The sequence below is a fragment of the Streptomyces tailanensis genome, from assembly GCF_008386495.1.
Classification (GTDB): domain Bacteria; phylum Actinomycetota; class Actinomycetes; order Streptomycetales; family Streptomycetaceae; genus Streptomyces; species Streptomyces tailanensis.
Genome location: NZ_VTHJ01000059.1, coordinates 26,967 through 46,923, shown reverse-complemented (window position 1 = coordinate 46,923; position 19,957 = coordinate 26,967). Strand labels below are relative to the sequence as shown.

18 protein-coding genes are annotated in these 19,957 nt (G+C 69.1%); 9 read left to right on the top strand and 9 right to left on the bottom strand.

The genetic code is table 11. The features are described from left to right. Window positions 1-54 precede the first annotated feature (54 nt). From F3T56_RS35865 to F3T56_RS46565, 4 genes are read right to left on the bottom strand one after another with little or no spacing between them, the layout of a single operon-like run. On the bottom strand, window positions 55-876 hold the full coding sequence (locus F3T56_RS35865) for a hypothetical protein (RefSeq protein ID WP_246204240.1): 822 nt from the start codon (window positions 874-876) through the stop codon (window positions 55-57). A 16-nt stretch (window positions 877-892) separates the two neighbouring features. Beyond that, window positions 893-1,786: an aldo/keto reductase gene (locus F3T56_RS35860; RefSeq protein ID WP_149829531.1), complete on the bottom strand. Its 894-nt coding sequence runs from the start codon at window positions 1,784-1,786 to the stop codon at window positions 893-895. Continuing rightward, complete coding sequence (locus F3T56_RS35855) at window positions 1,783-2,967, bottom strand: cupin domain-containing protein (protein ID WP_149829530.1); 1,185 nt, start codon at window positions 2,965-2,967, stop codon at window positions 1,783-1,785. Before F3T56_RS35855 ends, F3T56_RS35860 begins: the two co-directional genes overlap by 4 nt. Before the next feature lie 19 nt (window positions 2,968-2,986). Then, on the bottom strand, window positions 2,987-3,130 hold the full coding sequence (locus tag F3T56_RS46565; RefSeq protein WP_172639296.1) for a hypothetical protein: 144 nt from the start codon (window positions 3,128-3,130) through the stop codon (window positions 2,987-2,989). Between the two features lie 472 nt (window positions 3,131-3,602). Between F3T56_RS46565 and F3T56_RS35845 the strand changes: the two genes are divergently transcribed. Beyond that, entirely contained in the window at window positions 3,603-4,859 is a 1,257-nt protein-coding gene (locus F3T56_RS35845; protein WP_149829529.1) for a helix-turn-helix transcriptional regulator, read from the top strand. A 23-nt stretch (window positions 4,860-4,882) separates the two neighbouring features. Next, window positions 4,883-5,248, top strand: coding sequence for a hypothetical protein (locus F3T56_RS35840; protein WP_149829527.1), 366 nt, complete (start codon window positions 4,883-4,885; stop codon window positions 5,246-5,248). A gap of 201 nt (window positions 5,249-5,449) precedes the next feature. Here F3T56_RS35840 and F3T56_RS35835 read toward each other — a convergent pair whose 3' ends face one another. Together F3T56_RS35835 and F3T56_RS35830 are read right to left on the bottom strand one after the other, a co-directional pair. Next, window positions 5,450-5,722: a beta/gamma crystallin domain-containing protein gene (locus F3T56_RS35835; RefSeq protein WP_149829526.1), complete on the bottom strand. Its 273-nt coding sequence runs from the start codon at window positions 5,720-5,722 to the stop codon at window positions 5,450-5,452. 52 nt (window positions 5,723-5,774) lie between these two features. After that, window positions 5,775-6,692 (bottom strand): hypothetical protein, encoded by a 918-nt coding sequence (locus F3T56_RS35830; RefSeq protein WP_149829525.1) that lies wholly within the window; start codon window positions 6,690-6,692, stop codon window positions 5,775-5,777. Between the two features lie 211 nt (window positions 6,693-6,903). On the opposite strand from F3T56_RS35830, the gene F3T56_RS35825 reads away from it, so the two are divergent. Together F3T56_RS35825 and F3T56_RS35820 are read left to right on the top strand one after the other, a co-directional pair. Continuing rightward, window positions 6,904-10,809: a glycoside hydrolase family 2 TIM barrel-domain containing protein gene (locus F3T56_RS35825; RefSeq protein WP_149829524.1), complete on the top strand. Its 3,906-nt coding sequence runs from the start codon at window positions 6,904-6,906 to the stop codon at window positions 10,807-10,809. Between the two features lie 57 nt (window positions 10,810-10,866). Continuing rightward, window positions 10,867-11,124 (top strand): type I restriction enzyme endonuclease domain-containing protein, encoded by a 258-nt coding sequence (locus tag F3T56_RS35820; protein WP_149829523.1) that lies wholly within the window; start codon window positions 10,867-10,869, stop codon window positions 11,122-11,124. A 184-nt stretch (window positions 11,125-11,308) separates the two neighbouring features. Here F3T56_RS35820 and F3T56_RS35815 read toward each other — a convergent pair whose 3' ends face one another. Continuing rightward, window positions 11,309-11,785: an NUDIX hydrolase gene (locus tag F3T56_RS35815; RefSeq protein WP_149829522.1), complete on the bottom strand. Its 477-nt coding sequence runs from the start codon at window positions 11,783-11,785 to the stop codon at window positions 11,309-11,311. A gap of 453 nt (window positions 11,786-12,238) precedes the next feature. Between F3T56_RS35815 and F3T56_RS35810 the strand changes: the two genes are divergently transcribed. The 3 genes from F3T56_RS35810 (at window position 12,239) to F3T56_RS35800 (ending at window position 16,365) form a co-directional block, all read left to right on the top strand. Next, on the top strand, window positions 12,239-14,242 hold the full coding sequence (locus F3T56_RS35810; protein ID WP_149829521.1) for a ricin-type beta-trefoil lectin domain protein: 2,004 nt from the start codon (window positions 12,239-12,241) through the stop codon (window positions 14,240-14,242). Continuing rightward, window positions 14,239-15,642 (top strand): glycoside hydrolase family 43 protein, encoded by a 1,404-nt coding sequence (locus F3T56_RS35805; RefSeq protein WP_246204239.1) that lies wholly within the window; start codon window positions 14,239-14,241, stop codon window positions 15,640-15,642. The genes F3T56_RS35810 and F3T56_RS35805 overlap by 4 nt, the downstream gene beginning before the upstream one ends. 126 nt (window positions 15,643-15,768) lie before the next feature. Further along, the gene (locus F3T56_RS35800; RefSeq protein ID WP_246204238.1) at window positions 15,769-16,365 is read left to right on the top strand and encodes a hypothetical protein; all 597 of its coding nucleotides are present in this window, start codon (window positions 15,769-15,771) and stop codon (window positions 16,363-16,365) included. Between the two features lie 214 nt (window positions 16,366-16,579). Here the strand turns inward: F3T56_RS35800 and F3T56_RS35795 are convergent, their stop codons facing one another. Together F3T56_RS35795 and F3T56_RS35790 are read right to left on the bottom strand one after the other, a co-directional pair. Continuing rightward, window positions 16,580-17,002: a hypothetical protein gene (locus tag F3T56_RS35795; protein WP_149829519.1), complete on the bottom strand. Its 423-nt coding sequence runs from the start codon at window positions 17,000-17,002 to the stop codon at window positions 16,580-16,582. A gap of 146 nt (window positions 17,003-17,148) precedes the next feature. Beyond that, window positions 17,149-18,111 carry an LAETG motif-containing sortase-dependent surface protein gene (locus F3T56_RS35790; protein WP_149829518.1) on the bottom strand — a complete coding sequence of 321 codons (963 nt, stop codon included), beginning with the start codon at window positions 18,109-18,111 and terminating at the stop codon, window positions 17,149-17,151. 374 nt (window positions 18,112-18,485) lie between these two features. On the opposite strand from F3T56_RS35790, the gene F3T56_RS35785 reads away from it, so the two are divergent. Beyond that, window positions 18,486-19,448, top strand: coding sequence for an ATP-binding protein (locus tag F3T56_RS35785; RefSeq protein ID WP_149829517.1), 963 nt, complete (start codon window positions 18,486-18,488; stop codon window positions 19,446-19,448). 48 nt (window positions 19,449-19,496) lie between these two features. Next, window positions 19,497-19,889, top strand: a complete 393-nt coding sequence (locus F3T56_RS35780; RefSeq protein WP_149829516.1) for an SCO5389 family protein — start codon at window positions 19,497-19,499, stop codon at window positions 19,887-19,889. The last annotated feature ends 68 nt before the right edge of the window (window positions 19,890-19,957 follow it).

Here is a 19,957-nt window from a genome sequence, read left to right as displayed (position 1 = left end):
AGGAAGCGCTCGGCGCACCCGCGCTGAACCACCAACATCACCCCAGGAAGGGGGTCAGACTGTGGCCTTGGTGGGTGCCGAGGTCGGCGGGCGTACTCCGGTCAGTTGCTCGGCGCGTCGGCGTAGGAGCGGGGCCAGCTCCGAGTACCAGCCGCGGCCGACTGCTTGGAGCATTTCGGCGAGGGCGATCTGTTCGCCGATCCGGCCGGCCGGGGTGTCCAGGATGTGGGCGAACTCGGTGCGGATGCGGTCGGCGACAGGGGGGACTCGGAGGCTGTTGACGTAGAGCATGGCCGGGTCGTAGCCGACGGGGACGGCGCCCCAGCGTTCCCAGTCCAGGATGACGAGGGGATCGTGGGTGAGGTTGGCCCACTGGAGATCGGCGTGGCCGGTGACGCGTTCGATGATGGTCGGCGCGGGGATGCCCAGGAACTCGGGGAAGACCCGATCCGCCCAGGACTGCCGGATCGTCTCGCGGGGTGGTTGGGCGGTGCTGAGGGCATCCAGGCTCTCGCGCAAGGTCGCCCACCAGGAGTCCGGCAGATCCGGGTCCTTGGTGAGGTGGGGGGTTGTCGGGGAGACGACCGGTTGGGCGACGTAGTCGATCAGCTCGGCCTCGAAGACGTACGGCCCGTCCCCCCAGCGGAACAGCTTGTGCAGTCGGGGCCGGGACACCCTGTCGGAGATCCGTTCCTCGGCGACGGCGATGCCCTCGTTCCTGTCTGCGGGGGTCTTGGACGCTTCCCCGCAGTGGACGCGGAGCCAGCGACCCCCTTCCGTGCGGCTGCCGATGGTGCGGCCCAGCCAGCCCCACGCCGCTTCCCCGAACGTCGTGGTGGACAGGCCCGCGGCGGCATGGGCCAGAGCGTCTTCCATACGTGCCCTGGTGATCTCATCCTTGGGCGAGTACATCGATGACCTTCCTGAGGTGGCCCGGATCGAGCGGGTCGGCAATGGTCGTCTTGGCGGCGTTCCAGTGGGGGGCGGTGCTCGCGGACAGCAGTACCACGTCCAGACTCGGGCAGGATGCCGTGGCGAGCAGACAGGCGGCGGCCGGCGAAGCTCCGGGGCGGATGAATCCGGCGAGTTCGGGGGTTACGAGGCTGGGCAGTTCGCCACCGTGCAGGGGTGCGGAGCCGAAGGTGATCAGACCCGCCGCGCGGGCCTGGACCAGAGGGCCACGGCCGTCGAGGGCGAGTGCGATGGGGCGGGCCATGACGAGGCTGACGGGCTGCTGAATGGCCCGCAGGTGATGTTCACCTGATCCGGCGGCCTCCGCCGCGAGGTTCAGCAGTTCGGGAACGGTGAAGGTCCCGCGCTGGAATCCCGACCAGGTGGCCAGGCCGTACCCCCCGATCTCGCCCCCTGAGGCGAACTCCTCCAGTACGACGAAGACTTCACGAAGCAGCCCCTGCAGGTCCGCGCGGTCGAGGTGCGAGTGCTCGGGGTTGTGGACGAACACGAGGTCGGCCCGGCCGAGTGCGGACAGGGAACGGGTCGTCTGCCAGCGGGCAAAGGCAGGGCGGAGGTTGTGGCCGACGGTCACCTCATCCGGAGTGAGGAGACCGACTTGTGCCGCCGCTTCGCCCTCCGCTCTGGTGAAGAAGCCGGTCTTCGTCGCGACCTTGGCTCGCGGGTGGTCGGCGATGACGGCGGCGAGTAGCCGGTGGGCGTCCGCGTAGTTGGGGGCGGTGTCGAGCCACACCGATCCGTCGGCGCACGCGGTGCGAGCCGCCTGCTCGACGGCGCGCACTCGGTAGGTCCCCAGTCCGAGGGAAGCGGTCACCTGGAGCCTCCGACGACTGCGACGGCCTGACCGGTGACCAGCGCGGTGATGACTTCCGCCGTCTGATCGAGGGTGAGTTCGGATTCGGCAGTCAGGTCCGCGAGGGCGATCGGCGTTCCGTCGGCCAGGATGCGGAGCACCGGAGCAACGGGCAGGGCGAAGGTCCACTCGTTCCCGGCAGCGGAAAACGTCACCGCTTGGTCGTCCTGGTCGATGCGGGCGCGGGAAGTGGTGAGCTGGACGGTGATCCCCGGCTCTGCCGGAACGCCGCCGACGTATGGCAGAGACAGGCGCGGACGCCCGGGATGCGTCGTGCCCAGTGACCTCTCCCAGCGGTCCAGAACGTTCGGGTCCTCCAGGGCGGCCAGCATCTCCTTCCGTACGGCGGCCAGGTAGCCCGCCCGTTCCTCCGGGGTACCGAAGCGGGGGACATCGGCACGGACGGTCGCGCTCACCCGCAGCCCGTCGCACAGCCAGCCCAGGAACTCGGCCCCGGTCTGTGTGGCGAGTCCAAAAGTGAGGTGCAGTGAGGCGGTGCCTTGGTCGGCGCTCACGGCGTGCCACCAACCACGCGGCAGATAGAGCAGATCACCGGGGGTCAGGACGATGTCCGCGAGAGGATCCCCTGTCGGGGCTTCGGGCGCCTCGACATCGCGCCAGGCCGGGGCCTGCCGTGTGGGTCCGTAGATCTTCCACCGCTTGGAGCCTTCGAGTTGGAGTACTACGACGTCGTGGTCGTCCCAGTGGGTGCCGAAGCCTTCCTCGGCGGTCCATGAGGCGTACGCGTTGACCTGGACGGGGGTGCGGAAGAACCGTTCGAGGCCGATGGCGGCTTCCCGGACGGGTGGGTGGATCTGATCGATCGCGTCGATGACCAGGGACGCGCCTTCGGCGAGCCTGGCGTGGAACTCGTCGGGCTGCGGCTGGTACCAGGACACTCCGCGGCGGTTGGTGCGGAGGATCGAGTACGCCGTGACGGGGACGGCTTCCCCCGCGCGGGAGAGCCGCATACGGGGCGGTTCGAGCCGGTGAGCGGCCACGATCTCGTTGAGGTGGTCCCAGGTCAGCGGCGAGGGGATGGTGGTGCGGTTGGAGCGGATCACTTTGTGGGCACGGAAGCACGTCTGGGCGAGGAACGTGTCCCCGCCCAGACGCTCCGCCCACGATGCGGAATCAATCACCGTGGGTCTCCTCGGTCGATCAGGTGTCGTTCATGTCCGACTTGCCGCCGGTGTTGTCCGAGGCCTCCTCGGCACGCGAGCGGGCGGCGGTGATGCGGCGAACGCTGAGCAGCAGTCCACTGTTCTGCTCGGTGGGAGCGTTCGTGGGGATGTTCTCGTTCATCACGTACTCCTTCTTCATCTTGATGAGTCCCGCTGGGGTTCCGGCGGGAGACTGTGCCCCTCGGCAGTCGTTGGCCGCAGGGAGCGGGCCGACAACGACGTGCCGCCGCAGCGCAAGCACTCACACGGCGGGTAGCGGCCTGGGTTGGAGAGGATGTCGAACCGGTCTCCTTCCAGGACCCGCCTGCTCGGCGACCACGTCCGCCCCGAGTCCCGCGACACCCGGAGCGTCATGAGGACACGCCCCTCGGTCTCGGGGACGAGCGAGTCGGCGGCCAAGCCGGGGCCGTGACTCCGAGCGCCGTCGAACGTTGCCATTTCCGCACCCTTCGGTAGTTCCGCAGCCACGTCGTTTGCGACAACACCCAGGAAAGCGGTGCGAGTCGGGGACCTCCACGGCATCCATGCGGCAGGCTTGACGCAGATCCGTGCACCAGAGCCGAGGGGGCCTGCGTCACGGGAATGGGGGCGTCATGGGACTGGCGGAACGGCGCAGGACCCTGGGTTACAGTCAGGAGAAATTGGCCGAGTTGCTTGGCGTGGACCGCACAACGGTCGGACGCTGGGAGAGCGGCAGGATCGCGCCGCAGCCGTACCAGCGGCCAGGCTTGGCCGATGCCCTCGGAATCAGCCTCCAAGACCTGGAAGCCCTTCTGTCACTCCCACAAGCCGCAGACCAGGGAGCCGCGGGGCAGAAGGCCAGTTACCACCCGAGTGTGGGAGACGCCGACGAGATGATCCGCCGCGAATTCCTCCGCATCCTCACGCTGAGCGGCGCGCTGACCGCCTTACCGTTCGACGAGGCGGAGGCGCTGGCCGACGGGGTGCACAAGGGCAACCCGGCGGACTTCGCCCGGATGAACAGCCACCTGTGGCAGGTCTACCAACTCGCACGGTCCAAGGGGTCGGTCCAACCCGTCGTTCGCGATCAACTGGACACACTGAACGAGGCTCTGGCCGAAGGCCGCCGAGGCACCTCGCTTCCCCTCCTCAACGCGGCGGCCGACCTCTTCCAGCTGGCCGGCGAAGTCGCCTTCGACGCCAACCGGTATACGGACGCGGCGGCTTCCTACGCTCTGGCGGCATCCGTCAGCAAGGAGGCCGGGGCCCACGACCTGTGGGCCTGCGCGCTCGTACGTCATGCCTACGTGGAAATGGCCGAGCGCAGGTACCGCCAAGCGGCCGAGATCCTGGGCGCGGCGGAACGCGTCGCGGTCCTAGGCGACGGCACCCTGCCCACCCGCCACTGGGTCGCATCAGTGCAGGCGGAGGCACACGCCGGTCTGGGAGATCTGACGAGGTGCGAGCAAGCACTCGCCCGGGCAGAGGAGGTTCAGCACCTCACCGACAACAGCACGAATGGCGGATGGCTCCGATTCGACGGCACACGGCTGGCCGAGGAGCGCGGTGCGCGATACGTACAGCTCGGCCGTCTTGATCTGGCGGAAGAGACCCTTGAGCGGGCGTTGGACCAGACCGTGCTCGCTTCTGGACACTCGTATCGCCGAAGGGCCGCGGTGCTGGTCGACCTGGCCGTGATCGGGGCCAAGCGTCGCGACCCGGACCAGGTGGTGGCGTACGCCCGTGAAGCGCTGGACCTGGCCCACGCGTCCTCGTCCGGGTACGTCGCCCGTAGACTCCGAACCCTGTGCGACGAGTTGGGTGCCCTGAGCCGGGACCGCCGCGTGGTGGGGCTGGGGGCGGAGATCGCCATGCTGAGGACGCCGTGACGACAGAGGCGAGAGGGGTTGGCATGTCGCAGACCGAAGGCGCGCGACTGTTCCGGGAAGCCTGGATCGCGGGGGTGCACCAGCACTTCCCCGGCGAGCCGAAGGCAGGTTACGTGACGCCCTGGGACGACACACCCCAGTGGGAACGTGAGGCGGCAGGGGCCGTGTACGAGCAGGTCCGACAGTTCGTCGAGGTCAGCCGCGGCACCACGGCCCGGCTGTCCCGCGAGCAGAAGAGCCGTTTCGTCGCCATCTGCTGGACCGCCCAGATGTACAAGCACTTCGAGGACCCGAAGCCCGGCTACGTGGCCGACTGGCCCGACCTGCCGTCCTGGCAGCAGGAGACGGACGCGGACATCTTCGAGGCCATCGAGAAGGCGCTGAACTGACGGCTGAGCTGGCAGCCATCGCCCCGTCGAGTATTTGAGTACCGACTCGACGGGGCGATGCGGCCCCCCGCCCCCGCGTCCCAGAAGAGCGATGTATCAGTAAATGGTGATCTGCTCGATCTTGTGGACCTTGCCGCTGGGGGAACCGGACGCGAGGCCGAGGTCGAAGGCGTACCACTTGGGGAGTCGGCCCGAGTCCCACTATGGGCTGCCCAGGACCGCGCGGTACTTGAAACTCACCTCGTTGTTGCCGGTGTCCATCCAGCCGACGCCGTAAATGGCGGCGTTGATGGTGCCGGCGTTGGCGAAGCAGGGATCGACGCCGTCTACCTCGAAGTAGAGGAAGTCATTCCCGCTGGCGCAGTCCACCCGGTTGATGGCATGAGCGGGGAGAGAGGTCGCGAGGGTGGCCACCAGCGCGGCACCGGTGACACCGGCGAAACGCAGGGCGCGACGGGCAGTCGAACGGTTCATCAAGGTCCTCTGGTTCTCACGCGGCCGTCGGCCTGGCGCAAGCAGCCGCAGGTCACCGGCCGGATTCTCCCGACTCTCCGCTATCGGTCTTCTCCGCCGCCCCCGCTGCCGCCCCGCCCCGCTCCCCGGCGGCCCTCGTCGCCTCCTCGGCCTCCCCGAACCGCGCCAACCCCACCGCCCCCGCCACACAGCACACGAACCCCACCAGCGCGAGCGCCCCGTACCCGTGCCGGGTCGTGTCGCCCAGCCACAGCACCCCGAACAGGCCCGGCCAGACGGTCTCGCAGATCACCATCGCCGCCGTGGCCGCGGTGACGGAGCCGGACTGGAGGGCCTGGACGAGGAGGAGGTAGCCGCCGAGTCCGGCGACGACGACGGCGTACGCGGCCGGGTTGGTGAAGACGGTGGGGATGGACGCGTCGGGGATCAGGCGGACGCCGATCGCGGTCAGGCCGAAGCTCACCCCGGACGCGGCGCCCAGCACGACGGGGCGTCCGCGTCGCAGCCGGCCGCCCGCCATCCAGCCGAGTGCCACCACCAGGGCGGATGTCAGCAGGAGCCCCGACCGCATGGACATATCGCCGTCGCCGGATCCGTCGTGCCCGGCGGAGACCGCGAGCGTGGCCAGGCCGAGGCAGACGACGATGACGGCGGCCCATTCGGCGCGGCGTGGCCGTATGCCCAGGACGACCGTGCCGACCACCGCCGTGACCGCCAGCGACGCGGCGACGGCCGCCTCCACCAGGAACAGCGGGACCTGGCGCAGCGCCACGACCTGGGCCGCGAAGCCGAGCGTGTCCAGGCCCGCCCCGGCGAGGAAGGGCCAGCCGCGCAGAGCCGCCGCCACCGTGCGCCCCCGGCCGCGCGCGCCCTCGGCGGCCGCCGCCCGCCGCGCGCCCAGCGCCTGCAGCACGGTCGCCGTACCCATGCACACCGCCGCGGACAGCGCCAGCACCACACCCGCCACCATGCGGGCACCGTAACGGCGGGGCGGGCGTCGGCCGGGGCAACACCCCGCCTCGCCCCGCCTCCCCCTCACGACCGCACAAAGTCCGACAGAGTCATTGATCCGGTTCTGTTCGAAGTCCTAGGGTGGGCCGAGTTTTTCAACAACATCGGACAGCATCCGACGCTCCTCAGTACGTGCACCACCACATGTCGTCCCGAGGAAGGCCACGGCAATGCACCACCCCCACTCGCACCCGCACCCGCACCCGCACCCCGTCGCAGTCAGCCGCCGCCGTCTCCTGGAGGGCGGCGCCGCCCTCCTCGGCGCCCTCGCTCTTCCCGGCGGTGACGCCTTCGCGGCCACCCGCAGTGAGACCACGGCCGCCGCCACCCCCGAGTGGAACGGCCAGATCGATCTCTTCCAGGTCGGCGCCGAACCACCCCACACCACCCTCATGCCGTACGCGGACGTCAGACAGGCCCTCAAGGCCGACCGCACGGACTCGCCGTACCGCCTCAGCCTCGACGGGAAGTGGAAGTTCGCCTACGCGGACCGCCCGGACGACCGCGACGAGGACTTCTACCGCACCGACGTCGACGACAGCGGCTGGGACACCATCCCGGTCCCCGCCAACTGGCAGCTGCACGGCTACGACTTCCCGATCTACGTCAACATCACATACCCGTGGTGGGGCCCGAACGGTCTCGGTGAGGAAGCCCAGCCGCCGGCCGCGCCGACGCGCTACAACCCGGTCGGCCAGTACCGGCGGACGTTCACCGTGCCGCGCGACTGGGACGGGCGCCGCACCTTCCTCCACTTCGAGGGCGTCAAGTCCGCCCACTACGTGTGGATCAACGGCCAGCTCGTCGGCTACCACGAGGACTCGTTCGACCCGGCCGAGTACGACATCACCAAGCACCTCAAGCCGGGCACGAACCAGATCGCCGTCGAGGTGTACCGCTACTCGGACGGCGACTGGCTGGAGGACCAGGACATGATCCGGCTGAGCGGCATCTTCCGCTCGGTCTACCTGTACTCCACCCCGGCCGTACACCTGCGCGACTTCAAGCTGGACACCCCGCTCGGCGACGACTACACGACGGCCGAGCTGTCCGTCACCGCGAGCGTCCGGGCGTACGAGGGCGGGCACGGGGGGTCGTACTCGGTCGAGACCCAGCTGTATGACGACCGGGGGCACCCGGTCTGGTCCCGGCCGCTCCAGCAGCAGGTCACGTTGGATGCCGCCGGCGAGGACGTAACCGTACAGGCGGCCAAGGCCGTCCCCTCCCCCGAACTCTGGTCGGCGGAGCACCCGTACCTCTACACGGCCGTACTCCGCCTCCGCGACCCGCGCGGCAAGGTCGTCGAGACTCTCTCCCATCGCGTCGGCCTGCGCGAGTTCGCGCTCAAGGACGGGCTGATGCGGATCAATGGGCAGCCGGTCTCCTTCCGGGGCACCAACCGGCACGAGATGCACCCGGACCGGGGCATGGCGCTCACCCGCGCGGACATGGTCAAGGACCTCGGGATCATCAAGCGGATGAACATGAACACCGTCCGCACCTCGCACTACCCCAACAACCCGATCTGGTACGAGCTCGCGGACGAGTACGGGATCTACCTCGTCGACGAGACGAACCTCGAAACGCACGGCATCCGGGGCGAATACCCGGGCAACCACGCCGACTGGACGACGGCGTGCGTGGCGCGCGCGCAGGCGATGGTGCACCGGGACAAGAACCACGCGTCGGTGGTCATCTGGTCCCTCGGCAACGAGGCCGGCGGCGGCTCCACCTTCGTCGCCATGCGCGACTGGATCGAGTCGTACGACACCACCCGCGTCATCCAGTACGAGGGCGACGACCGGCCGGCGATCAGCCAGATCCGGTCGGAGATGTACGACAGCCCGCAGCGGGTCGAGCAGCGGGCGAAGGACACCGCCGACACCCGGCCGTACGTGATGATCGAGTACTCCCACGCGATGGGGAACTCGAACGGCAACTTCAGGAAATACTGGGACCTCGTCCGCAAGTACCCCGTCCTGCAAGGCGGTTGGATCTGGGACTTCGCGGACCAGTCGCTGGCCTGGCCGACACCCCGGCGGACCCTGTTCACGGAGGCCGGGCCGAACGCGCTGCGCGGCGAGATCGTCAACCCGTCCGGCACGTTCGCCCGCGACAAGGGCGTCAGCGCCGCCACCGTCTTCGCGCGCGACACCGGCCTCGACCTCACCGGGTCCCTGACCCTGGAGGCCTGGGTCACCCCGCACGTCCTCGGCAACCACCAGCCGATCATCGCCAAGGGCGACACCCAGTACGCGCTGAAGCAGTCGAACCGGAGCATCGAGTTCTTCATCTACGGCGGTGGCCAGTGGGTGAGTGCCGGTTGGGCGCTGCCCGACGAGGGGTGGACCGGGCGCGAGCACCACATCGCGGGTGTCTTCGACGCGGACACCGGCACCCTCACCCTCTACGTCGACGGCGAGGCGAAGGCCACCAGGACCACCACCCGGCGGCCGAGCGTCAACACCGCGCCGCTCGCCCTCGCGACCGATGTCGACAACCCCACGCGGGAGTTCAGCGGCACGATACGGCGGGCGCGGGTGTACGCCCGGGCGCTGTCCGCCACCGAGCTGGCCTCGGACGACGGGCGCGGGCCGGGTGACGACGGCGTGCGGTTCTGGTTCGACGCCGCGACGGTCGAGGTCGAGCGGAAGAAGACGAAGGAACGCTCGTTTTTCGCGTACGGCGGCGACTGGGGCGACAACCCCAACGACGGGGCCTTCGTGGCGGACGGCATCGTCACCGCCGACCGCGGCCACACCGGCAAGGCGGCCGAGGTCAAGCGGATCTACCAGGCGATCAACGCGGCCCCGGCCGCCGGCGGCGACCCCAGGACGGTCACCCTCACCAACGAGAACCTGTTCACCAACCTCCGTGACTTCAGCGGCAGTTGGTCACTGGTCGCCGATGGCAAGGTGGTGCAGAGAGGCCGCCTCACTCGCGCCCAGCTGGACGTCGAGCCCCTCTCCACCAAGGAAATCACCGTCCCGTTCCGGCTGCCGTCCGCCCCGGCGCCAGGCACCGAGTACTTCCTCGAACTCTCCTTCACCACCAAGGAGTCCGCCCCCTGGGCGAAGGCCGGCTTCGAGGTGGCCCGGCAGCAGTTCGCGATCGACGCGGGCAGCCCGGCGGTGAAGCCGGTACCGCTGGCGAGCGTGCCGAAGCTGACGTACGAGGAGAGCGCGGAGCGGGTCGAGGTCACCGGCAAGGGCTTCTCGGTGACGGTCGACAAGGCCACCGGGCTCATCACCTCCTACAAGGCGGGCGGCACCCGGCTCGTCGACTCCGGCCCCGTGCCGAACTTCTGGCGGGCGCCCACCGACAACGACCACGGCAACGGCCACCACACCCGCAATCAGACCTGGCGCGACGCGGGCGCGAACCGCAAGGTGACGGAGGTGAGCGTCCGCGCCCTGGGCGACAGGGCCGTGGAGATCAAGGTCAGCGGCACGCTCCCGACCACGGTGGAGTCGTCGTACACCACCACGTACACGGTGTTCGGCAACGCCGAGATCAAGGTCGACAGCACCCTGCACCCGGGCGCCTCCTCCCTCCCGTACATCCCTGAGGTGGGCACCCTCCTGTTCCTCCCCCGCCGCCTCAACCGCCTGCACTACTACGGCCGCGGCCCCGAAGAGAGCCACTGGGACCGCAACAACGGCACCGACGTGGGCCTCCACTCCGGAACCGTCGCCGAGCAGTGGACCCCGTACATCCGCCCCCAGGAGAACGGCAACAAGACCGACATCCGCTGGGCCGCCCTCACCGACCACGACGGCACCGGCCTCCTCATCTCCGGCGACGCGCTACTGGAGCTCAACGCCTCGTACGTCACCCCGGAGGACCTCTCCTCCGGCGTCCGCCACGACTACCAGATCACCCCCCGCGACGAGGTCGTCCTCCGCGTCAACCACCGTCAGATGGGCGTCGGCGGCGACAACAGCTGGGGCGCCCACACCCACGACGAGTACAAGCTCTTCGCGAGCCGGGACTACGCGTATACGTATCGGCTGCGGCCGCTGAGGGGTGCGGACGAGGCGATGAGGGCGTCGCGTCGGCCTACGGCTACGGAGTAGCCGCGTGTTGGGGACCGTGGCGCAGCCGACGGTCCCCACCCGGTCCGCTGGGCCTCGGTGAGCACCTGCTCAAGTAGCAGGTGCTCAGCCGGCATCGCGCGTGAGCTGGTCGCGGAGGTCCGCAGCAAGCTGAAGCCGGACTGGATCGCCCGCGAACCGGTCCGCGCTCGGCTGCGCAGCGCCATCAAGCGCCTCCTGGTCCGCAACAACTACCCGCCGGACCGGGAGAAGGCGGCCATCGACCTGGTCATCAAGCAAATGGAGTACTTCGCCAACGAGTGGTCGACGAACGGCCCGCTGGGCAACCGAGGGTGACTGCGGCTTGGGCTAGGCGGCGGGCTCGGGGGTTTCGGGGGAGGGCGGCCAGGTCGCCTGCGTCCAGTACAAGTTGGGCCTGCGGTGTCGCCCAGTGCCACTGGGCGTGCCGCGCCGAGGGCCGTGGAAGCGGGAGCCTGCTGTCCCCCGTCTGCGTCGCGATCTCTCCCCCGGCCATCGTCGGCTACATCCGCTCGTAGTCGTCCAAGGCCGCTGGTGTGGTCTGCCGCACGCCGCACCAGGCGGCAATGGCCTGCTTGTAGCCGTCCGGCATGTTCAGCTCCGGTACCTCGTCGGCGGTGAACATGCCCAGCTGCTTGTGCTCGTGACTGACGACCGGGGGCCGGTCGGGAGTCAGCACACTGCAGCCGTAGGTCACGATCAGCACGCGCCGTCCGGGGATGGGCTGGTAGATCCACACACCGCCGTCGATGAGCGGGCCGGCCTCGACGTCCCAGCCGGTCTCCTCCTGGATCTCCCGCTCCAGCGCCGCCTCCGGGCTGCTGTCCGACAGTTGTGCACCATCGGGGCTGCCGATCTCCAGGCGTCCGCCAGGCAGCTCCCATTCATCGCGCCCGTTCCGCAGCAGTAGTACGCGATCACGCACGTCGAGCGCGACGCCTTTCACGGAGACGGGCCAGAGCGAGGGCGTGTACGTCATGGCGTCCTCGTCCTGCGGTGTGCGAGCCGGACCTTCGGAACGTAGCACGCGCCACTCAACCCACCACCGCGGCAACCGATTTGTCCGAGTCGACAATCAGTCGCTTTACCCGGACCACCAAGCCTCCCCCAATCATCAAGTGGATCGCGAAGGTGACGGGTTACAAGAAGTAGCCCCGCCCGACCCTCCGAAGACTCGCCCCTCCCAAGATTCGGTGTGTCTGTTTTCCCGTCAGAAAAACCGCCGAAGCCCGATGCCGAGGCCCAACTGTGATTCGGCATCGTGGTGTTGGACCCTGCCCTGGTGGGGGGCGCGCCGGGGCGACGGGCCTCAATATGTTCTGTCGCATCCGTTGACTTCCGCCCCACGCGGCTCTACTTTCAGCCAGCCGATACGTTCGGCGAGCCGATCCTTGTTCGAGATATCGACCCCCCGGATATCCGTAGGAGCCGCATGTCCCCCGCCCCCGCCCGCTACCCCTCCCTCCGCCACAGATGCAGATCCGCGGCCGTACGGGCCCTCGCCCTGGCGACCGCCGCGACCGCAGCCCTCCTGTTCGCCCAGCCGAACCAGGCGCCCGCCCCCGCGACGACCGACCTCGACGCCTCCCCCGTCGCCGTGACGGACCGGCAAATAGCCGTCCCCGAGGCCCCCATGGGCTGGGCCTCCTGGAACGCCTTCGCCGCGAAGGTCGACTACAGCGTCATCAAGCGGCAGGTCGACGCGTTCGTGGCGGCGGGCCTTCCCGAGGCCGGCTACGAGTACATCAACATCGACGAGGGCTGGTGGCAGGGCACCCGCGACAGCGCGGGCAACATCACCGTCGACGAGGCCGAGTGGCCCGGCGGTATGAAGGCGATCGCCGACTACATCCACAGCAAGGGCCTGAAGGCGGGCATCTACACCGACGCCGGCAAGGACGGCTGCGGCTACTACTTCCCCACCGGCCGCCCCGCCGCGCCCGGCAGCGGCAGTGAGGGCCACTACGAGCAGGACATGCTGGCCTTCTCCCAGTGGGGCTTCGACTTCGTGAAGGTCGACTGGTGCGGCGGTGACGCCGAGGGCCTCGACCCGATGACGACGTACCAGGCGATCAGCGACGCCGTAGCCGAGGCGACGGCCACCACCGGCCGCCCGCTCGCCCTCTCCCTCTGCAACTGGGGCTACTCCAACCCCTGGAACTGGGCCCCGGGCATGGGCCCGATGTGGCGGACGAACACCGACATCTTCTTCCACGGCAACACACCGTCGTACAACAACGTGCTGACCGCCTTCGACCGCAACATCCACCCCACGGCCCAGCACACCGGCTACGTCAACGACCCCGACATGATGGTCGTCGGGATGAACGGCCTGACCGCCGCCCAGAACCGCTCCCACATGAACCTGTGGGCGATCTCCGGCGCCCCGCTCCTCGCCGGCCTCGACCTCACCACCCTCACCACCGAGTCGCGGAACATCCTCACCAACCCCGAGGTCATCGCCGTGGACCAGGACCCGCGCGGCCTCCAGGGTGTCAAGGTCGCCGAGGACACCTCCGGCCTCCAGGTGTACGGCAAGGTCCTGTCCGGCACCGGCAACCGCGCGGTCGTCCTCCTCAACCGCACCTCGACCACGCAGAACATGACGGTCCGCTGGTCCGACCTGGGCCTGACGAACGCGGCGGCGACGGTCCGTGACCTGTGGTCGCGTACGAACGTCGGTACGCCCGGCACGAGCTACACCACCAGCGTCCCGGCCAACAGCTCCGTGATCCTCACGGTCAAGGGCGGCACCGAGCAGGCGGCGAGCACGTACAACGGCACGGCGAGCTTCTCCGGCGTGGTCGCCGGATCCACCGGCCTGAAGACGGTCGACGTCTCCTACACCAACAACGCGAGCACGGCCCGCACGGCGACCCTCACGGTCAACGGCCAGACGTCGACGAAGGTCTCCTTCCCGCCGACCGGTTCGACCCCCGGCAACATCTCGGTCGCCATGTCGCTGAAGGCGGGCAACGCCAACACGGTCTCCTTCTCCGGCGCCCCCACCCTCGAAGGCATCGTCGTACGACCGCTGCCGGGCAAGAACGGCACGCTCATCACCGGTACCGGGTCCGGCCGTTGCGCCGACATCAACAACAACACGATCACCAACGGCACCGACGCCCAGCTGTGGGACTGCACCGGCGGCCAGAACCAGTCGTGGCAGTACAACAGCGCCCGCAAGCAGCTGGTGGTGTACGGCAACAAGTGCCTGGACGCCTGGGACGCCGGCACCGCCAACGGCACCCGCGTCGTCATCTGGGACTGCCACGGCGGCACCAACCAGCAGTGGAACATCAACAGCGACGGCACCCTCACCAACGTCAACGCCGGCCTGTGCCTCGACGCGTACGGCGCGGCCACGGCGGGCGGCACGAAGCTCGTGCTGTGGGCGTGCAACGGCCAGGACAACCAGAAGTGGAGCTTGACATGAGCGACATGCGCGAACCGCAGGGCCGGGGCCTCTCCCGCCGCCTCTTCCTCGGCGCGGCGGCCGCCACTCCCCTCGCCGCGACCGGTGTACTGACCCTCGGCGCCGGCACCGCCCACGCCGCCGACTCGGCGTACGCGATGGTCTACTTCACCGAGTCCAACACCATGCTGGAGGCCGACTACAACCTCCACCTGGCCGTCAGCCAGGACGGCCTCAACTGGACCCCGCTCAACCAGAACAACCCCGTGGCCACCCCCACCCTCGGCGCCGGCGGCCTGCGTGACCCCTTCGTCCTGCGCAAGCAGGATGGCACCTTCGTCGTCATCGCGACGGACCTCAGCGGCACCGACTGGACCCGCACCAGCGTCAACATCCACGTCTGGGACTCCACCGACCTGCGCACCTTCACCGGCTACCGCCTGCTGAAGCTGCACGACATGACCAACACCCACAGCTGGGCCCCCGAGGCCTACTGGGACGCCTCCCGCGGCCAGTACGGCATCCTCTACTCCTCGGTGAACAGCAGCGGCCACAACGTCATCATGGTCAGCTACACGACGGATTTCCGTACGACGAACAGTCCCCAGGTCTTCTTCGACCCCGGCTACGACGTCATCGACGGCAACCTCACGACCGGCGTGAACGGCGTCAACTACCTCTACTTCAAGAGAAACGGCACCCTCGTCGGCGCCCGCTCGACGACCCTCAACCCCGGCAGCTTCACCCCGTTCAGCACGGCGGCGTCCCACGGCGGCACCGAGGCCCCGACGGTGGTGAAGTCCCTGACGTCGAACACCTGGTACCTCTGGGGAGACACCTACACCCCCAACGGCGTCTTCTACGTCTGGCAGTCGAGCGACCTGGCCGCCGGCACCTGGACGGCACTGGACCAGAAGCTCTACACCCAGCCCCTCAACTCCAAGCACTGCGGCATCCACCCGATCACGGCGACCGAGTACAACAACCTGATCGCCAAGTGGGGCGCCCCGGCCTGGAACCGCCTCAAGTCCTACAACTACCCGGCCCGTTACGTCCGCCACAGCGGCTTCGTGGGCCGCATAGACGAGTACCCCTTCGACCCGTACCCCGACTCCCAGTGGAAGCTGGTCCCGGGCCTCGCGGACTCCTCGGCGGTCTCCTTCCAGTCGGTCAACTACCCGACCCGCTACCTCCGCCACTACAGCTACAACCTCCGCCTCGACGAGAACGACGGCACGTCGACGTTCGCCGCCGACGCCACCTTCGTCCGCACGGCAGGCCTCGCGGACTCGACCTGGTCCTCCTTCCGCTCGTACAACAACCCGACCCGCTACCTCCGCCACAGCGGCTTCGCGCTCCGCATCGACCCGATCTCGACGGCGACGGAACGAGCGGACGCGACGTTCCGGGTGGGCTACTGACGCGCTGACGCGCTGACGGAACGCGGCCCGGGGCATGAGCTCCGGGCCGCGTGCGCGTGCCAGGAAATGAACCCATCGCCCACCTCCGGCGTCTCAGTACCGTCCGAAGGGGGGACACACATGGGCATGCGGGCCAGGTTGAGGTTCGGTACGAGTGCGGTCGTCGCGGGTACGGCGCTGGCGCTGGGCGGGCTCCAGGGCGCGAGCGCCGGTACGCAGACGGTCGAGGACGTGTCGACGCCGGCCAAGGTGTGCGTCGGCGCGCGGCCGGAGGGCAGTCTCGCGGGCCATGGCGCACCGGAGGACACCCCGTTGGACCGGACGCTGGGGTACGTGGACGGGTTGGCGTACGGCCGTCATGCCAACGTCTTCACCGGGCTGGTGGTCGACGAGGACGGCCGAGCCGTGGAGATCTACCGCATCCCTTCCGAGGCGTTCGACACGGATGTGTGCGGTGCCGCCGAGCAGGGGGTGACCGTCCGCCTGTACGACAGGGACATCAACGAGAAGGACCTCAACGCCCTCTCCGACCGCATCGGCGACGACATGCGCCGCTGGGACGGCACGTTCAGCATGCGCAGTGTCGGCCTCGACGGCACCGGCCACGTCCACATCGGCGTCGACGACCCAGGCACCGCCGAACCGATCCTCCGCGAGGCCTACGGCGACCAGAACGCCAAGTACCTCCGCATCGAGTACGAACCCCAGGCGGAGCTGCTCTGAACGCTTTCCCTGCGGGCGAGTTGGTGCGACGCCGGTGATCCCGTATGATTGATCACGAGCCGCTCACCGGAACTCCGGGAAGCACTCAATGCGTTGGTGGTCCAAGGAAAGACGCCCCGCTTCCTGCGGGGAAATGCAGGTGCAAGGCCTGCCCGGCGCTCCAGTCCATGAGCCCCACTTCGCGGCACGCGAAGTGGGGCTCATGCGTTGCGCGTCACGGGCTCACGTCCTGGATCGTCCCGCCGACCTTGGCCTTGAGGGGTTCGAGCACGGCGGGCTTGGCGGAAATGGCCCAGCGGGGGCCGACCAGGTACTTGCCGCCGTAGATGGCGGCGGACTCCAGCCAGGTCTCCTTCAGTTCTTCCTTCGGGAAGGTGGTGATGAGGTAGTCGCCCTCGGGGGTTTGGCAGACGCCCTCGCGAAGCTCCTCCGCCTCGGTGCGGATCTTCACCTCGCAGCCCGTGAGGGAGGCGATCACCTCGACCTTGGCCGGCGCCACCACCGCGGCCACCGGGCTGGAGTCGCCGGTCGCCTTGCCCGCGGCCTTGTCGTCGTCACCGCCGCCACACGCCGCCATCAGGGGCAGGACGGCCAGGGTGGCAGCCAGCGCGGCGCCACGCGTCAGCTTCGTCACCACGTCCTGTTCTCCGTTCGCCTTCTTCGTACCGGGTACTTCGTAGTGAGTGCACTCGGCAAGGGGTACGTGAGGGGGCGGCGGATTGCTCAGAGGCCCGGGGCCCGGAGCACCCACGCTCCAAGGCCCCGGCCCGCGTCCGAGAAGGGTCAGGCGCCCGTGCGGCCCGCGCCCCTGCGCCGGGTCACCACGAAGATCGCGCCGCCCGCTGCCAGCAGGCCGGCCGCGCCGATCGCGATCGGGATCGTGTTGCCGCCGCCCGTTTCGGCGAGGTCGCCGGGGGTGCCGCCGTTGGGGGTGGGGGCGGCCGGGGTGGAGGTGGAGGGGGTGGGGTCGGGGGACTCGGAGTCGTCGGACGGGGGGTTCTCGTCCGCCGGGGGGTTCTCCTCGGCCGGAGGGTTGTCCTCGGCCGGAGGCTGTTCCTCCGCGGGGGGCTGCTCCTCCGTCGGGGGCTCTTCCTCGGCCGGGGGCTTCTCCTCCGACGGGGGCGGCTCCTCCTCCGTCGTGCAGTCCTTCGTGCCGCCGTTCCAGGCCGCGATCAGCTTGTCCTTGATGACCGGGCGGTCCGGGCCTTTCGGGACGTCGCCGTGTTCGAAGCCATCGACGGCGTCGAGCTTGCCGTCGAACTTCACCTTCCCCCGGTACAGGTCGATCTGGGCGTAGCAGCCCGCGTCCGGGACCGCGATGTCCAGGGAGTCCGTCGTGCCCGGCTTCACCGTGACCGTGTCGAAGTCGACGAAGACCTGTTCGCCGGAGGTGGCGAAGGTGGGGCCGTGGGCCAGGTAGGACGCGAGGGAGACCGTGCAGGTCGTGGCGTCGGGGGCGGTGCGGACCTTGATGTGGGCCTTGCCGTCCTCGGTGGGCTTGAGGTTCTGGTCGTCGAGCTTGACCCAGTCGGCGAAGTTCACGCCGTCCAGGGAGAACTCGCAGCGGTCGGTCTCGGTGGCCGTGCCCGCGCCCTCACCGGGGGCGTAACTCTTCTTGCCGCCCCAGCCCTCGCCGCCGGGGGTTTCACTGGCGAAGGCCGGACCGGTCACCGACGCGCTCAGCGCAAGAGCGGCGACGCCCGTCCCCAGCAGGCGGCGCACAGTGACACGTCTCGCTATGGACATGCAGATCCCATTCTGGAACTCGGATGTACGAGACCCGGGGCGCGGCCGGAAGACGGCAGCACGAAGCCGCGTCGGGCCGCGCCGGGGTGTGAGTGGTCTGAGAAAACGCCGGGTTCAGTGGTCACTTGAGCCACAGCGTGCGCACATCGTTTATCACCGGGTAGGGGCTGTCAACCTCGGGAAACGCCGGTTCACTTCACATTCCGCTCACATTCCCCCGAACGCTCTTACCCAACTCGTCCGGCCGCCGCAGGAGTTGCCCCGGCCCGGATTTGACAACCTCCGGTCCGCTCCCGAGTCTCTACGTTCATGACATTCGTTTTCATTAGCCCCTTCAATAATCCCTTCAATCGACTTCCGGGGGGTGTTCGCCCGTGCGCGTCGCATTCGTAGGCAAAGGCGGCAGCGGCAAGACCACGCTGTCCGCGCTCTTCGCCCGGCATCTCGCCCGGTCCGGCGCCCCGCTCGTCGCGGTCGACGGCGACATCAACCAGCACCTCGCGCACGCCCTCGGGCTCGACGAGGACGACGAGTTCGGCGCTCCGCCGCTCAGCTCCCGCACCGGGGAGATCAAGGACTGTCTGCGGGGGACCAATCCGCGGATCGTGTCCCGAGAGGCCATGGTCAAGACGACTCCGCCGGGGCGGGGCTCACGCCTGCTGCGGCTGCTCGGCAACGACGACGTCCACGGCACGCACGTACGGCGCGTCGGCGAAGTACCCCTCATGGTCACCGGCGCCTTCGGCGAGAGCGACCTCGGCGTCGCCTGCTACCACTCCAAGCTCGGGGCCGTGGAGCTGTACCTCAACCACCTCGTCGACGGGGCCGGTGAGTACGTCGTCGTCGACATGACCGCCGGGGCCGACGCCTTCGCGTCCGGGCTGTTCACCCGGTTCGACATGACCTTCCTGGTCGTCGAGCCGACGCGGAAGAGCGTGTCCGTGTACCGGCAGTACCGGGAGCACGCCGCCGAGTTCGGGATTCCGATCGGGGTCGTCGGCAACAAGGTCACCGGCGAGGACGACCTGCTCTTCCTCAAGGAGCACGTGGGCGACGACCTGGTCGCGCACTGCGTGCAGTCGTCGTACGTCCGCGCGCAGGAACAGGGGCGTGCGCAGGGCGAGTTGGAGTCGCACAACCTGCGGACCCTGGAGCAGCTCAAGGCCGTCGTCGACGGGCGTACCAAGGACTGGGCCACCTTCCAGCGACACGCCGTCGAGTTCCATCTCCGCAACGCCGCCGCCTGGGCCAACGACGCCACCGGGCACGACCTCGCCGCCCAGGTCGACCCCGAGTTCCGGCATGGGCCGGAGGCCCTCGCCGCCGTCTCCTTCTGAACCACCCCCGCCCCACCCCGAACAGCACAGCACAGAACAGGAACACCCATGTCGCTCGACGTCTCCCCGCAGTTGCTCGCCCAGGCCGAAACCGGCGAGGTGCGGGAGGAGGAGTTCGTGGAGACGGTTCGTACGTCGCTGCCGTACGCGTACGAACTCGTCGCCTCCCTCGTCGGTGAACTGCGCGCGGGCAGCGCTGAGTTCGCCGACAACCAGACCCCGCCGCCGTCGGAGAAGGAGCGGGGGCAGTTGCTGCGGGCGCTTTCCAGCGACGCGATCCGGGGGAGTTTGGAGCGGAACTTCGGTGTGGCGCTCGCCTTCCAGAACTGCCACCGGGTGGCGGTCTTCCCGCCGGAGGCCCGCGGCGGCGAGACATACACGCGTTTCACCTCGCTGCGGTCGCAGATCCTCAACCAGTCGCCGGAGTTCCGCGACTGCTGACGGTACGGGGGCCCGCATCCCACGGCGGGTCGTCGCTCGCCTCGCGTCGTCGCGTCGTCACGAGTTGG